This is a genomic window from Polyangiaceae bacterium (assembly GCA_015075635.1).
Classification (GTDB): domain Bacteria; phylum Myxococcota_A; class Polyangia; order Polyangiales; family Polyangiaceae; genus JADJKB01.
The window spans coordinates 1,157,085-1,170,308 of record JABTUA010000003.1 but is presented as its reverse complement, the minus strand read 5'-3'; the positions used below and the strand labels follow the sequence as shown (position 1 = coordinate 1,170,308).

Here is a 13,224-nt window from a genome sequence, read left to right as displayed (position 1 = left end):
ACGAGATGCGGCGAAAGACCCGGCTCCAACTGGCGGCTGTCGCCCTGTGCGCCTCATTGGCGCCGCCGAGCCGCGCCCAGCCCGACAAGGGCGCGGCCCCGGCGCCCACCCCTGCGGAGGCCCCGCGGGCCTGCACGACCGGTCGGGCGAGCGCCCTCTCCGAGCTCGGCTGCGAGCTCAAGGAGGCGTTGGGCAAGCTGCCCGCCGACGCCCTGGTGGTAGCAGCGCCGCTCGCCGCCGATGCCAAGCTGGCCGACGCTGCGCAGCTCGCCGCCCGCTTGCTCAGCGTCACGGCCGGCGCGCTGGGACTGAAGAGCTCCAGCGAGGCCGCCACCCTCGCGCGCGCGCGCACGCTGGCGGCTCGATCGGGAACGCTGGTCCACCTCGTCCCCGAGATCCAGCGCGGCGAGGTCAGGCTCACGGCCGACGTCTACCCGGTGCCCAAGAGCTTCTGGGACCGCGTGCGCGATCCGGAGCCGAACCCGCGCGCCCACGCCTTCGCCAGCCGCCGCCTCGACGCCGAGCTGCGCACGTTCTTCCCCCCCGTCCCGCTGGTCGCCAAGCGTACCGACAAGGCCGGAACCGGCGAGCAGAGCCCGGTGGCCGTCGCCTGCGGCGATCTGAACGGCGACGGCTCGCTGGAGGCGGTGCTGGTGGGGCGCTCTCGCGCGCAGCTGGGCCGCGTGCGCGCGGGCCGCTTCGTCGCCTCCGCGACCGTGGCCTGGACGCAGCTTTCGCCCCTCTCGCGGGCGCCGCTCCGCGAGCCGATCGGAAGCGCTGCCATCGAGCCGGGCCGCTGGGTGGACATCGGGCTGACGGACCGGCTGGACGCGGTCCGCCTGGACGCGAGCTTCGCGCTGAAGGAGAAGCTCGGTCGACGCCTGCCTTGGCCCGCCGGGGGCTGCTCCAAGGTCCTCGGCACGAGCATTCGGCCGGAAATCGAGGCCTGCAGCAAGGGCGACGAAGCGCCGAAGGTCGCACGGATGGAGAAGCCTGGAGACGCCATGGCGGGCGCGACGGTGCTCGGACGCGACGGCAAACCGCGGCAGGTGCGGGCGCTCCGGGTCTTCAACGAGAGCAGTGTTCTGTTGCGCGACGACGCGGGCCGCAGCGCGCGACTCGAGGCTGCCGGCGCGCAGCTCGCGGTCGGCGACCTGGATGGTGACGGGCAACCCGAGATCTTGAGCAGCAGCGACACGCTGGACGAGTCTGGTGACGCGTTGGTCGTCCACACTTGGCAAGACGACGGCAAGTTGGTCGAGCGACTGCGCGTCGCGGTGCCGACCGGCGTGCGGGCGCTTGCCGCCTGTCCCGCCGACGGCTCGGGGCTCGCAGCCGTGTTGGTGGCGACACCAGGCGAGCTCTGGGTGCTCCGATGACGGTGCTCGGGCGCCGCGCCTTCGTCGCCGCGCTCACCGTTGCGAGCTCGGCCTTCGCGCTCGGACGCAAGCCCTACGGCGGCACGCTCAAGCTCAAGCTGCCGTGGCCCCTCGACGGCCTCGACCCCCATGCAGTGGACGACGCCGTCGCCGCGCTGTTTGGCGCGGCCGTAGCCGATCCGCTGTATGCGCTCGATCCTGCCGGGCGCCCCTACCCCGCGCTGGCGGCCGGGCTTCCCGAACCGGTGAAGGGCGGGACGCGCGTCGCTTTGCGCCCGAACCTGGTCTCCGCGCGCGGCGTGGCGATGGACGGACGGGACGTGCTCTTCTCCCTGGCCCGCGCGGAGCGCGCGGGCGCGGCGGGCCTGCTCGCGCCGCTCGGCAAGCCCGCGCCGGATCCCAAGGACGCGCTCGCATTCACCTTCACACACGCCGACCCGGTGGTGGTGGCGACCGGGCTCGCGAGCCCCCTCAGCGCGATCGTGCCGCGAGCCTTCTCCCGCACTCGCCCCGACGGCACCGGTGCCTTCGTCGCCGAGCTCGCCAGAGATCAGCTGGTGCTGAAGCGCAACCCGAACGCCGCCCGCGGCGCCGCCTTGCTCGATCGCGTCGAGGTGCGCGCGGCGTCGGACTTGAAGGACGCGCTGCGCGCCTTCGAGGCCGGCGAGACCGACGTGAGCTGGCTCGGCGAGTTCCTGCACAAGCCGCGGCCCGGCGCGCTGAAGTTCGACGCCGGCAGCATGGGTTGGGTCGTGCTGCGCACGGGCAAGGACGCGGGCGCTTGGGGCGCGCCCGGCGTCGCGCAGAAGCTCCTCGACTCGCTGCCGAGCGGGCGCCTGTCTCACCTGGGCCTGTCGAACGCGAGCGGCGGGGGCGGCGGCGACCCGGCCTGGGGCGGCGAGGCCGCGGAGCTCGTGGTGGTGGAAGGCGCCGTGCACCTCGAGCAGATCGCCAAGGAGCTCGCGGCCATCTTCTCGCGCCCGGGTCACGAGCTGCGCGTCGCCACGCGCCCGCGCGCCGAGGTCGAGTACCGCCGCGAACGCGGGCGCTTCGCCTTGATGCTGGACTTCGCCCGCGCCGTCGGGGCGGGCCCGAGCGCGGCGCAGCTCGGCATGCTGACGGCCGCGAGCCCGGGGCTCGCTCGGAAGCCGGCGCTGACCAGCTCCGGCAACCCGCGCGACGTGACCACCACCTTGTCCCTCGGGGTCGTGGGGCAGCTCCGGATCTCCGGCGCGCACGTCGGCGCGCTGCGCGAGCTCGCAGCTTTCGACCTGGGCGCTGTCTGGCGGAAGACCTAGACTCGGCCGCCCGCAAAGCCCGGGCAGGAGGCTCACGTGGAAGCTAAAGGCAAGGTTGCACTCGTCACTGGGGGAGCATCGGGGCTGGGAGCCGCGACGGTGCGCGCGCTGGTCGGCGCCGGCGCCAAGGTGGTGATCGCCGACAAGAACGCCGAGATGGGCGAGGCGCTGGCCAAGGAGCTCGGCGCGGCGGCCCGCTTCGCGGAGACCGACGTGACCAGCGAGCCGCAGATGCTGGCGGCGATCGCCACTGCCAAGAACGACCTCGGCGGCCTGCACGTCGCGGTCGGCTGCGCCGGCATCGGCACCGCCGGGCGTCTGGTCAGCAAGGGCGGTCCGTTCCCGTTCGATCTGTTCGCGCTCACGGTGAACGTCAACCTGGTCGGCATGTTCAACATGATGCGCCTGACCGCCCACGCGATGCAGGACAACGCGCCGAGCGACGAGGGCGAGCGCGGCGTGATCGTGACCACCGCGAGCATCGCGGCCTTCGACGGGCAGATCGGGCAGGTCGCCTACAGCGCGTCCAAGGCCGGCGTCTCCGGCATGACGCTACCGGTGGCGCGCGAGCTGTCTCGCACCGGCATCCGCGTCGTGTGCATCGCCCCCGGCTTGTTCGACACGCCGATGATGGCCGGCCTGCCGGAGGAAGCGCGGAAGAGCCTGGAGGCCACTGTGCCTTTCCCCCCGCGCCTCGGCCGCCCCGCGGAGTACGCGCGACTGGTCTTGTCCATCGTGGACAACCCGATGCTGAACGGCGAGACCATCCGGCTCGACGGCGCGCTGCGCATGGCGCCGAAGTGATCCACGGCTAGACTGCTGGCGTGGCGCGCTCGCTCTGGCTCCTGCTCGCGCTCGCCGGCTGCGCTGCCGAGCGCGGGGAGCGACCCGAGCCCGAGCTCGGCCCAGCCGATCGATCGCTGGATTCCGCCATCGCCGAGGTCGTCTCGCGGGACCGCGCCGGGGAGGCGGAGTCCCGCCGGCTCACCGAGCTCGGCGCGCGCTGGCAGCCGAAGACCATCGGCGAGCCGCCGCCCGTCGAGCGCCCGCTCGGCCGGCGCGAGCGCGTCACGGTTCGCTTCGCGAACGCGGAGCTCGAGGAAGCGCTGCGCCTGCTCGCCGACGCCGGCGGCTTCGCGATGATCGCCGACGGCGACCTCGCTGGTCGCGTGAACGCCGACCTACGCCAGGTACGCCCCTACGAAGCGCTGGTCTCGCTGGCCGAAGCCCACGGCGCCCGGGTCGAGCGCCGCGGCGCCATCGTGGTCGTCACGCCGCGCTGAGCTAGCGCGAGAGCCGCCGCTCGCGCAGCGCGCGGAGCTTGCCGCGCACGGCGTCGCGGATGGCGCCGCGCGTCTCGCGTCCCGAACGCGGCGCGAAGAGCACCCCGAGGCCCGCGCCGACGGCGATGCCGAGCGCGAACGCTCCGGCACCCGGCACCAGGAGGACGGCGCCGCCGCGCAGCGTGCGCAAAGCTTTCGCAGCGTCCTCCGGCTTCACCTCCGCGAGCTTGGAAACCGCGATCTTGCCCAGCTCCGCAGCGACTTCGGTGACCATCGCCGCATGTTACCTCGCCCACCTGCGGCGTCGAGGTGCCTTGTCTGCCCGACCCCCTGGCCGCAAGATCCAGAGCATGACCACCGAGATCGTGCGGGTGTCCGAGGTCATGACGTCGCACCTGGTCTACCTGCACGCGGACACGAGCGCGCGGGAGGCAGCGGAGACGCTGACCCGACACCGCGTTCACGGCGCGCCGGTGCTCGGCGAGGACAAGAGCGTGGTCGGCGTGGTCTCGAAGACCGATCTGCTCGACGCGCGCAACTACCCCAAGGACCGCGAGGCAGTGGTCGGCGACCTGATGACCCACATCGTGCTCGCGGTTCGCACCACGGATCCGTTGATGCTGGCGGTGCGCTTGATGGTCAACGAAGACGTTCACCGCGCGCTGGTCATGAACGAGGACGGCACCTTGGCCGGCGTCGTGGCCCCGATGGACGTGCTGCGCGCGCTGGCCAAGGGCCTGCCCATCGGTGACCCGAGCCACGTCGAGTCGATGGAGTACGTCAACCTGGCCTGGGTGGGGAAGAACGAGTAGCCGGAGGGGTGCGCGCCTGGGGCGCCTACTTCGGGATCGGCGGTACCACGACCTTGTTGATCGGCACGATGTTCATGCCGGCCGGGTAGCCGTAGGAGACGTTGCTGGTGAAGCTGGTGGTCAGCGGCGTGCCCCAGCCCCAGACGGTGACGCCGAAGGGGCCGTCGGACCACATCTCGTGGCGGCCCGTCGAGCAGTTGCCCACGGGCTGGAAGTTGCCGGTCATCAGATCGACGCGCGTCCACTCGTAGTCGCCCAGGGGCTGCCAGCCGGAGACCACGCCGGAGCAGTCCAGGAACACGTCCGCGAACTTCCCGTCCACTTTGGCGCGCACCAGCACCAGGTTCGTCTCCGGGTAGGTCGGATCGGCGAAGAACACGTAGCGCGGCATGTACTGCTGCGGCGGGACCATCAGCACGAAGTCCGCGTCGCCGTAGCCGCTCATCTCGGCGAGGAAGGTCGAGCCGGTCATGAGCTGGAAGAGCATGAACGGGTGCAGGTCGTCCTGGCTCTTCACCACGAAGGGTGTCGAGGTCTGGAGCTCGGCGACCTCGCCGCGGTTCAGCGTGGCCGGACCGGTGACGGCGCCGGTCCAACTCAGCGTGGTGCCGTCCACGGCTCCCACCAGCCGCCAGACCGCGGGCTCCGTCTTGCGCTGGCGGTGCATCACGCCGACGTATTCGCTGCCCATGGCGCGCACCGGGGGGATCATCTGCTCGGCGTGGTCGGCGTAGGACACCCCGACCGGTACGTTGAGCGACTTCTGCCCGCCCATCAGGCCGATGGGCTTGTCGGACGAGATCACGCTGCCGGTGAGCTCGGCGTTCTGCGAGAACTGCGCCATCTCACCGGCGTTCAGCGTGAAGCTGAGCGGCGTGTTGACGGGGCCGCTGGGCAAGCCTCCGCCGCCGCTGACCGCCGCGACCGGAACCAGGGTCACCTGCGTCGCGTTCTCGCGCGCGATGATGTTCATGCTGGGCGGCGCGATGCCGTACTTGTAGGCGTTCACGCCGATGTAGTTCACGTCCCAGGCGCTGGTGGGGATCAGCAACGAGGCTCCCGTGACCGCGGCGTTGCCGCCGCCGTAGGGCGCGATCTGGTAGGCGACCACCGGCACGTCCGTCTTCAGGTGGAAGGAGTGCCCCTTGCCCGTACCTTGGACCATGGGACCGACCGTCATGGCCGAGGGCACCGGGCAGTGCGCCTTCTCCGTGCCCTGGGCGCCGGCCAGGAACAGGATGGCCACGCCGCCGGGAGCGATGCCGCTGGTGACGCTGGTCGGCGAGAGCGTGAGCGAGGGACCCGAGCCCTGGGGTACGTAGGCGTATTTGTCGATGTCGAGAGCGGCGCCGTTCAGCGCCACGCTGACCTTGGCGGGCGTGTCCCAGGTGTTGGCGACGATCACCGCGAAGCAGATCTGGTTGCCCTGCCAGAAGCTCGAGTCGTTCATCTCCATGAAGGTGGGGAAGTACTCGCAGCCGACGCTCTGCTTGGTCTTCTCCGCGACGCTGCAGGCGTTCTCGCACTTGCCGCTGGTCGGATCGCAGCCCTGGTCCCCGCTGCACTTCTGGAGCTCGACGCCGTTGCAGCTCAGCACCTTGTGGAAGTCGCTCGAGCACTTGGCGGCGCAACCGTCGCTCGAAATGGCGTCCAGGTTGATGCCGCCGTCGCCGGAGCTGCCGCCGCTGCCGCCGCTGCCGCCGCTCTGGGCCTGGTCGACGCTGGCGTCACCCGCTGCTCCGCCGAACGCGCCCGCCCCGCCACCGGCCGGGCCCCCGCCGCCCCCGCCCGCCGAGCAACTCGGAACGAAGAGCGTGCCGAGGCCGAGACCCAAGCACGACGCCGCGATGAAGAGCTTGCCGAGCCGCGCGCTGACCATGGCGCATGATAAACCAAATTCAGGAGCGAAACTCCCAGTCGGGCGACAGGATCGCCTCGAGCATCGCCAGCGCGCGAGTCAGACGGCGGAGCCCCGTGATGTCGGGAACGAGCGAGAGCTCACCGGCGGAGATCATCGCGGTGGAGCGTAACAGAGTCGCTGACCGTCGATCCTGCGTCTCACGCGGTGAGCCAGAGGTGCAGCGCCCAGCTCGGCTTGCCTGTGGGATCGAGCGCGGGGCCCGAGTAGTTGACGGAGGTCCGGCCTGGCGGCACGCCGCCCGGCTCGTTCGGCAGCTCGACGCCGATGATCAAGTCCCCGCGAAACAGGCCATACGCCGACAGGTTGATCCAGGAGTACCCGGCGGTGAGCAGACTTCGAAAGCGCTCCTCGAAGCGCGAAACGGGGCACAGCGCCTCGGCGGGCAGCGCCCACCCGTGGACGGGCCCGCTCTGGTACTTCACGCGCGGATCTCGGGTCTCGAGCACCAGACACGCTCTCCACGGCGGCGGCGGAGCTCCCACACGCACGCAGAACGCGAGCAGCCGCTCGACGTGCGAGTCGAGAGTCGAGAGCGCTGGGTCACCCACAGCAGGCGTCGTCATAGCGCCACTTGCCCTGCGTCGAAGCCTCGGCTGCGCACGTCGCCACCGTCCAGGTCGCCTTGGTCTGTCGATCGCACCAGTAGCCACAGCGCTGTTGACCATAGTGCCCCGTGAAGCACTCGGAGCCGGCGGCCGGACGCTCCCAGGGGCAGCCCGGGGGCTCGTCGGTCCCCCCGATGCGACGCCAGAGGGAGGTTCCATCGGCCCCGATCGGATCGCAGAGGAGCTTGGCCGCCGGGCAGTAGTCGAAGGGCATGCTGCACGGCTGCTCCAAGAGCTGAGGGCCGACGTCGCACCCGTAGCTGACGGTGACCGGTTGAGACTGACACGACAGCGCATAGGCGCACTCGGCAGCGCTCCCCGGGCAGGCCTCGGTCGGCTGCGGCGGACAGCCCGAGGGGTTGCCCGGGCTCGGAGTAGCCGTCGGCTCGGACGACTGCGGATCCAACTCGACCGCACAACCGACTTCCGCGACCTCTTCGTCGGCAGAGCAGGCGGCGAGCATGGCGGCACCCGATGCCGCGATGACGGCCATCGCTGATCGGCCGTTGCGCCGGTGGTTACCCACGTCTGCTCCTTCGCCACCACGGTAGCACACGCACGCGCACGGCCGCCTCGCGGCTCGTCGCACCGGGCGACATGCTAGCTTCTCCAGCGTGGCCTGCCGACGCGCTTGCTGGTGCTTGGCGCTGGCTTGTGGTTGCAGCCGTCCCGCCGTCGAGGTGGTGCCCAGCGCATCCGCTCCGACAGCGGCGGCTGCGAGCTCGCCCCCGAGAGCCGATGCCGCTCCGAACGCCGGTCGTCGCATCGTGGCGGTGAAGGCCTCGCTCGATCCCGATGGCCTCTCGGAGGTGGTCGAGGTCGAGGAGCGCTCGGGCGGAGCCGAGCTCCGCGTGCGGCGCATCCAATCCGAAGAGCGCGTGGAGTCGGGCACGGCCGCGCTGGACGCGCAAGACCTCGCCGCGCTTTGGGCGACCGTCCGCGCAGGCAGCTTGCAGACAGCCTCAGCCCCCGAGACCGACGTCCAGGTCCGCGACGCCAAGTCCTACCTGCTGCTGCTCGAGTGGCCGGATCCGCAGTCAGGGCGCGCGCGCGTCCACAGCTTGCACTGGACCAACCCGAAAGAGCAGCCGGCAGCGCTGACGCGCCTGTTCGACGAGGTGGGTGCGCTCGCGCGCACGCGCGTCAGCAAGGTCAGGCTGAAGTACTTCCGCCCCTGACGGGAAACTACGGCAACCGCTCCGGCTTCCCCACGTCGCCGCCGCCACGCACGTAGCTCACGATGGCGTCGGAGAGCGCGTTGTCGAACTTGACGCACTTGTCGCTCACCGTGCCCATGGTGGCGCCTTTGCACTCCTTCTGCCGGTCCTTGTAGGCCTTGTCGAGCTTCGGATCGTTGCGCATCGCCTCGCGCATCTTGTCGTCGATCAAGCGCCACTCGACGCGGGAGTTCTTGGCCTTGGGCGGCGTGCTGAGGGTGAGCTCTTCCTTGGCGAGGGTGACGCAGGAGCCGTTCCAGCGCAGGGCGTCGAACCCGCCGCCCGCTCCGCTGACTTGCATGCCGCCGAGATCCGCGGCCCGATGCCGGAGCACCAGCACCTCCTCGTCGAACTCGAGCTCGTCGCTGGAGGCGGCGCCGCCGGAGGCGTTCCAGGCCTTGGTCTTGCGCGTCAGGTAGCCGCGGGTCCAGGGCGTCTCCTTCTTGAACAAGGCGAGGGCCACGCTGGGGAAGTTGCCCTGGCAGAGGCGGTTCACGAAGGCGACCGGCGGCACGCACAGCTTGTCGTCCTTCTTCGCGCACTCCTTGGGCAGCTCGCTCGATGCCTTCTCGTCTTCCGCTTGCTCCTTCGAGCTGGCGTCGGGCTTGGCCTCCGCCGTGGCGGGCTCGGAGGACTTCTCCTTCATGCCCGGAGTGCTCGCCTCGGAGCCTTGGGCCTTCTGACCGCCGCAAGCGGCGAGCACGACGAGGAAGAGCGGGAGCGCGGTGGATCGGGACGCCATGAGACCCACGAGGATTCCGAACGAGCGGCCCTTCGTCAAGGCGAGTCAGCTCTTGCCGAGGATGGCCGTCGCCACCGCCACCACCACGCTGACGACGAAGAGCGCCAGCGCCACGCCGCCGACGGCGAACAAACCTTCTCTCTTCGCTACTTCCGCGAAAGGTCGGTCCGACACGCACACCTGCCGCCCCGCCATCAAGGAGACGCTCTGACCACCTTGGATCACCTCGCCCGTCACGTGGAGCACGTCGCCGCTGCCGACGCTGCGCACGCTCAGATCGGCGGCGGCGTCCGGGGCGAGCCGCTCGCGCTGCACGAAGGCGTTCTTGGCGGAGATCAGCTTCTGGAGCAGGGCGGGCGAGAGGCCGGGCGGCGGCGCGGACTCCAGCACGCCGCGCCAGGTCTCGCCCCGCTCGAGCACGAGCTCCGCGCTCGGCAGCGGCAGCTCGAGCTCGCCGGAGCCGTCGCGCAGCACGCAGGGGAGCGCTTGCCTCTCGCTGTAACAACGCTTCCCGTCCACGCTGAGCTCGAGCTCGTAGGCCAGGCAGGGCCGCCCGCTGATGGGGCTGGTGAGCAGGACCTCGCGGTCGCTCTGGCTGGTCGCAAGGCCGGCGAAGCCCTGCACGCGGCGCGGGCCGGAGGTCAGCTCCCCGATGGGTCGCTCCGGTCGCGCGGCGAGGCGAGCCATCGACAGCGCCTGCCGGAGCGCGGTACCCGCCACCTGGCTCACCAAGAGCACGCCGGCAAAAAGCCCGAGCGCCAGGACCGCGAGCAGGACGACGAGCGAGAGCTGCACGGCGCCAGTATACTGGCCGCATGCGCCTCGGAGCCCGCTTCGCGCTCTCCATCCTGATCACGGCCGGCGTCGCCACGCTCGCCTGCGGCTCGAAGCGCGGCGGCGGCTACTCGCCGAACAACCCCAACTTCGGCGGCGGCAGCGGCAACGGCGGCAGCGGCAACGCCTCCGGCAACGGCGGCAGCGGCAACGCCTCCGGCAGCGGCGGCCTCAGCAACTTCGGCGGCGGCGGTCCGGGCTGCGACGCCACCAAGGCGCCGTCGGAAGACGCCTGCGTCATCCACGAGAGCTTCGCCGTGTTCGTCTCACCGAAGGGCGACGACATCGACGGCAACGGCACGCGAGCCAAGCCCTACAAGAGCATCGACCAGGCCATCGGCGTCGCCGCGAACGAGAAGAAGCGCGTCTACGCCTGCGCCACCTCCGGCTCCTTCGACGGGCAGCTCACCCTCGACTCGTTCACGGACGGCGTGTCGCTGTACGGCGGCTTCGACTGCGATACCTGGGACTACCAGAGCGGCACGAAGACACAGCTCTTGGGCCCCAGCAACGGCGTGATCGAGATCCAGGATCTCGTCATCGGCACCAGCATCGAAGACTTCGACGTCACCGCGGCGAACGCCACCTCGCCGGGGGCCGGGAGCATGGGCATCGTGGTGGGCAGCTCCAAGAACGTGAAGCTCAGGCGCTTGAAGGTGACGGCGGGGACCGGCGCGACCGGCGTCGCCGGCTACACCACGCCGGGCGTCGCGGACTCCGGCAAGAACGGCAACCCCGGCAAGAACCAGTGCAACGCCGATCCGAAGGGCGGCGCCCAGACGGTGAGCGGCTGCGGCTTCCCGGAGAGCACGGGCGGCTGGGGCGGCGTCGCGGGCGTGGGCACCGGCACAGCCGGCTCCGGCACCGACGGTGAGCCCAACCTGGGCGGCGGGCTGGGCGGCGTCGGCGAGGATCCGACCCTGCCGGGCGGCTGGAGCTGCGGCACTGTGGGCGCCGGCAAGCCCGGCAAGGCCGGGGCGGACGGCCCGAACGGCGAGGGCAGCAAGAGCCCGGGCAAGGTCACGGCGAGCGGATGGATCTCGAGCGCCGGCGGGTTCGGCACCAACGGAGGCAACGGACAGGGCGGCGGCGGCGGCGGCGCAGCCAAAGCGCCGTCTTCCTGCGGAACCACCGGACCCAATCCTCCCACCGGCGCGTCGGGTGGCGGCGGTGGCAGCGGCGGCTGCGGCGGCATCGGCGGCGAGGGCGGCAAAGGGGGCGGCGCCAGCATCGCGTTGGTCGTGTTCGAGTCCGGTGTGACCATCACCGACTCCGACTTCGTCTCCGTGAACGGCGGCAAGGGCGGCGCGGGCGGCGTCGGACAGCTCGGCGGCAGCGGCTCGAGCGGCGCGCCCGGTGGAGCCGGAGCGTGCGCCGGCGCCGGCGGCGCCAAGGGCGGCAACGGCGGGCACGGCGGCGGCGGCGCCGGTGGGCCCAGCATCGGCATCGCGTGGAAAGGCACGAAGCCCGCGCGCACCGGTGGGAACATCAAGGTCGCCACCATCGCCGCCACGGGCGGCGCGGACGGCGCGGGGCAGACCTCGGGCGCGGGCGCCGGAGCGTTGGGCCTGCTGGTCAGCGAGCAGGAGTTCCAGTGATCGATCGCCGTCGCTTCCTGCGGGTCCTGGCCGGCGCGGGCGTGCTCGGCGCCGGAGCCGCGGGAGGCCTCTACCTGTACCGGCGGCGCCCCATCCCCGGCGCGCCCATCGTCGAGGACCGGCCAGGCATGGCCGACGCGACCGCGACCGTCAGCGCGCGCCGGCGCCTCGGGCGCACTGGCCTCGAGATCTCGGTGGTCGGCATCGGTGCCGGCGGGCTCAAGGGTCCGGAGCCCATCGTGCGCGCGGTGGACAAGGGGATGAACTACATCGACACCTCCATCTGTTACGGCGACAGCGAGAAGGTGATCCGGCGCGCGCTCAAGTCGAGCCCGGGACTGCGCGAGAAGCTGATCATCGGCACGAAGTGGGACGCCGGCGCGGGCGACAGCAAGGCCGAGATCTTGGCTTCACTGGACAAGAGCCTGGGCCGGCTGGGCGTCGATCACGTGGACATCATGCAGCTCCACTGGCTGGGCGGCGGGCACAAGATCCCCGACAACGGCCTGAACCGCCTGGACAACCCGGAGCTCTACCTGGCGATGGAGGAGGCGAAGAAGGCCGGCAAGGTGCGCTTCTTCGGCGCCACGTCGCACCACGCCGACCGCGCCAAGATCCTCGCCCACGCCATCGACAAAGGCGCGTTCGACATGCTGCTCGTGAAGATGAACGTGCTCGACTTCGCCGACGCGGGGCTGCCTGCGCTCCTGGCCAAGGCCAAGCAGAAGGACATCGGCGTGGTGGTGATGAAGTCGCAGCCCGGCGGGGACCGCATCCCGGAGGGCTACGCCAAGAGCCGCTACTCGATCTTCCAGGCCAACCTGCGCTGGGTGCTGGAGCAGGAGGCGGTGACCTCGGTGGTGCACTCGAAGATCGGCACCGACGAGAGCGCGCAGGATCTGGCCGCCGGCGCGGTGAAGGAGAAGCTCGGCGCCGAAGACCGCGCGCTGCTCGAAGAGTACGCCGTGGCGCTCAGCCCCGAGTACTGCCGTGGCTGCGGCGACGCTTGTACGGCGGCGTGCCCGACCGGCGTCGCCATCCCACACGTGCTCCAGTTCTCGATGTACGACCGCGAGTACGGCTGGCACGACCGGGCGCGCACGCACTACGCGGAGCTTCCCCCGGACGAGCGCTGGTCCGACGCTTGCTTGAGCTGCAGTGCCTGCAGCAGCGCCTGCCCGCACGGCGTGGACGCGGCGGCGGGCGTGCGGGAAGCCAAGCGGCGCCTGGGATGACGCTTCAGATCCGCTCCAGGCGTGTCACCCGCGTCCACCATACGTAGTCGAAGACCAACTAGAGCGCGAGCCCCACGAGCAGCATGGGGTTCGTCCCGAAGACCGGTGCGACCGCCACGAAGGACAGCACCACGACCGCGGCGATGCCGACGACCTGAGCCAAGGCGTAGCTCATGCGCTGCGCGTTGTCGGCGCCGCAGTGCGGGCAGGTGACCAGCGGCGAGATCTTGGGCCGCTCGGTCATGTTTCGACGGAAATTGCCGAACGTCGAGCGCCAGAATCGTGGATAGGAAGTGCGCT

At 71.2% G+C, this 13,224-nt stretch carries 15 protein-coding genes; 8 read left to right on the top strand and 7 right to left on the bottom strand.

Annotation, left to right across the window (positions count from 1 at the left end; all coding sequences use genetic code 11):
- The first annotated feature begins 5 nt into the window (after positions 1-5).
- From HS104_35825 to HS104_35810, 4 genes are read left to right on the top strand one after another with little or no spacing between them, the layout of a single operon-like run.
- Positions 6-1,379: a VCBS repeat-containing protein gene (locus HS104_35825; protein MBE7485324.1), complete on the top strand. Its 1,374-nt coding sequence runs from the start codon at positions 6-8 to the stop codon at positions 1,377-1,379.
- Entirely contained in the window at positions 1,376-2,677 is a 1,302-nt protein-coding gene (locus HS104_35820) for a hypothetical protein (GenBank protein MBE7485323.1), read from the top strand. The genes HS104_35825 and HS104_35820 overlap by 4 nt, the downstream gene beginning before the upstream one ends.
- A gap of 36 nt (positions 2,678-2,713) precedes the next feature.
- Positions 2,714-3,481, top strand: a complete 768-nt coding sequence (locus tag HS104_35815; GenBank protein ID MBE7485322.1) for a 3-hydroxyacyl-CoA dehydrogenase — start codon at positions 2,714-2,716, stop codon at positions 3,479-3,481.
- Between the two features lie 20 nt (positions 3,482-3,501).
- Positions 3,502-3,960, top strand: coding sequence for a hypothetical protein (locus HS104_35810; GenBank protein MBE7485321.1), 459 nt, complete (start codon positions 3,502-3,504; stop codon positions 3,958-3,960).
- A 1-nt stretch (position 3,961) separates the two neighbouring features.
- Here HS104_35810 and HS104_35805 read toward each other — a convergent pair whose 3' ends face one another.
- Positions 3,962-4,234 (bottom strand): YtxH domain-containing protein, encoded by a 273-nt coding sequence (locus tag HS104_35805; protein ID MBE7485320.1) that lies wholly within the window; start codon positions 4,232-4,234, stop codon positions 3,962-3,964.
- 76 nt (positions 4,235-4,310) lie between these two features.
- Here HS104_35805 and HS104_35800 point away from each other — a divergent pair, with 76 nt between their 5' ends.
- Positions 4,311-4,772: a CBS domain-containing protein gene (locus tag HS104_35800; protein ID MBE7485319.1), complete on the top strand. Its 462-nt coding sequence runs from the start codon at positions 4,311-4,313 to the stop codon at positions 4,770-4,772.
- Between the two features lie 25 nt (positions 4,773-4,797).
- On the opposite strand, the gene HS104_35795 is transcribed toward HS104_35800, so the two are convergent.
- The 3 genes from HS104_35795 to HS104_35785 form a co-directional block, all read right to left on the bottom strand.
- On the bottom strand, positions 4,798-6,651 hold the full coding sequence (locus HS104_35795; protein ID MBE7485318.1) for an IgGFc-binding protein: 1,854 nt from the start codon (positions 6,649-6,651) through the stop codon (positions 4,798-4,800).
- A gap of 179 nt (positions 6,652-6,830) precedes the next feature.
- Positions 6,831-7,256, bottom strand: coding sequence for a hypothetical protein (locus tag HS104_35790; GenBank protein MBE7485317.1), 426 nt, complete (start codon positions 7,254-7,256; stop codon positions 6,831-6,833).
- Entirely contained in the window at positions 7,234-7,791 is a 558-nt protein-coding gene (locus tag HS104_35785; GenBank protein MBE7485316.1) for a hypothetical protein, read from the bottom strand. The genes HS104_35790 and HS104_35785 overlap by 23 nt, the downstream gene beginning before the upstream one ends.
- A 121-nt stretch (positions 7,792-7,912) precedes the next feature.
- Here HS104_35785 and HS104_35780 point away from each other — a divergent pair, with 121 nt between their 5' ends.
- Positions 7,913-8,476: a hypothetical protein gene (locus HS104_35780; protein ID MBE7485315.1), complete on the top strand. Its 564-nt coding sequence runs from the start codon at positions 7,913-7,915 to the stop codon at positions 8,474-8,476.
- A 7-nt stretch (positions 8,477-8,483) separates the two neighbouring features.
- Here the strand turns inward: HS104_35780 and HS104_35775 are convergent, their stop codons facing one another.
- Positions 8,484-9,257 (bottom strand): hypothetical protein, encoded by a 774-nt coding sequence (locus tag HS104_35775; protein ID MBE7485314.1) that lies wholly within the window; start codon positions 9,255-9,257, stop codon positions 8,484-8,486.
- 45 nt (positions 9,258-9,302) lie between these two features.
- On the bottom strand, positions 9,303-10,052 hold the full coding sequence (locus HS104_35770; protein ID MBE7485313.1) for a hypothetical protein: 750 nt from the start codon (positions 10,050-10,052) through the stop codon (positions 9,303-9,305).
- A gap of 20 nt (positions 10,053-10,072) precedes the next feature.
- Between HS104_35770 and HS104_35765 the strand changes: the two genes are divergently transcribed.
- A complete protein-coding gene (locus HS104_35765; GenBank protein ID MBE7485312.1) occupies positions 10,073-11,689 on the top strand; it encodes a hypothetical protein in 1,617 nt (538 codons plus the stop codon).
- On the top strand, positions 11,686-12,924 hold the full coding sequence (locus HS104_35760) for an aldo/keto reductase (GenBank protein ID MBE7485311.1): 1,239 nt from the start codon (positions 11,686-11,688) through the stop codon (positions 12,922-12,924). The genes HS104_35765 and HS104_35760 overlap by 4 nt, the downstream gene beginning before the upstream one ends.
- Positions 12,925-12,982: 58 nt before the next feature.
- Here HS104_35760 and HS104_35755 read toward each other — a convergent pair whose 3' ends face one another.
- Positions 12,983-13,168, bottom strand: coding sequence for a hypothetical protein (locus tag HS104_35755; GenBank protein MBE7485310.1), 186 nt, complete (start codon positions 13,166-13,168; stop codon positions 12,983-12,985).
- Between the last annotated feature and the right edge of the window lie 56 nt (positions 13,169-13,224).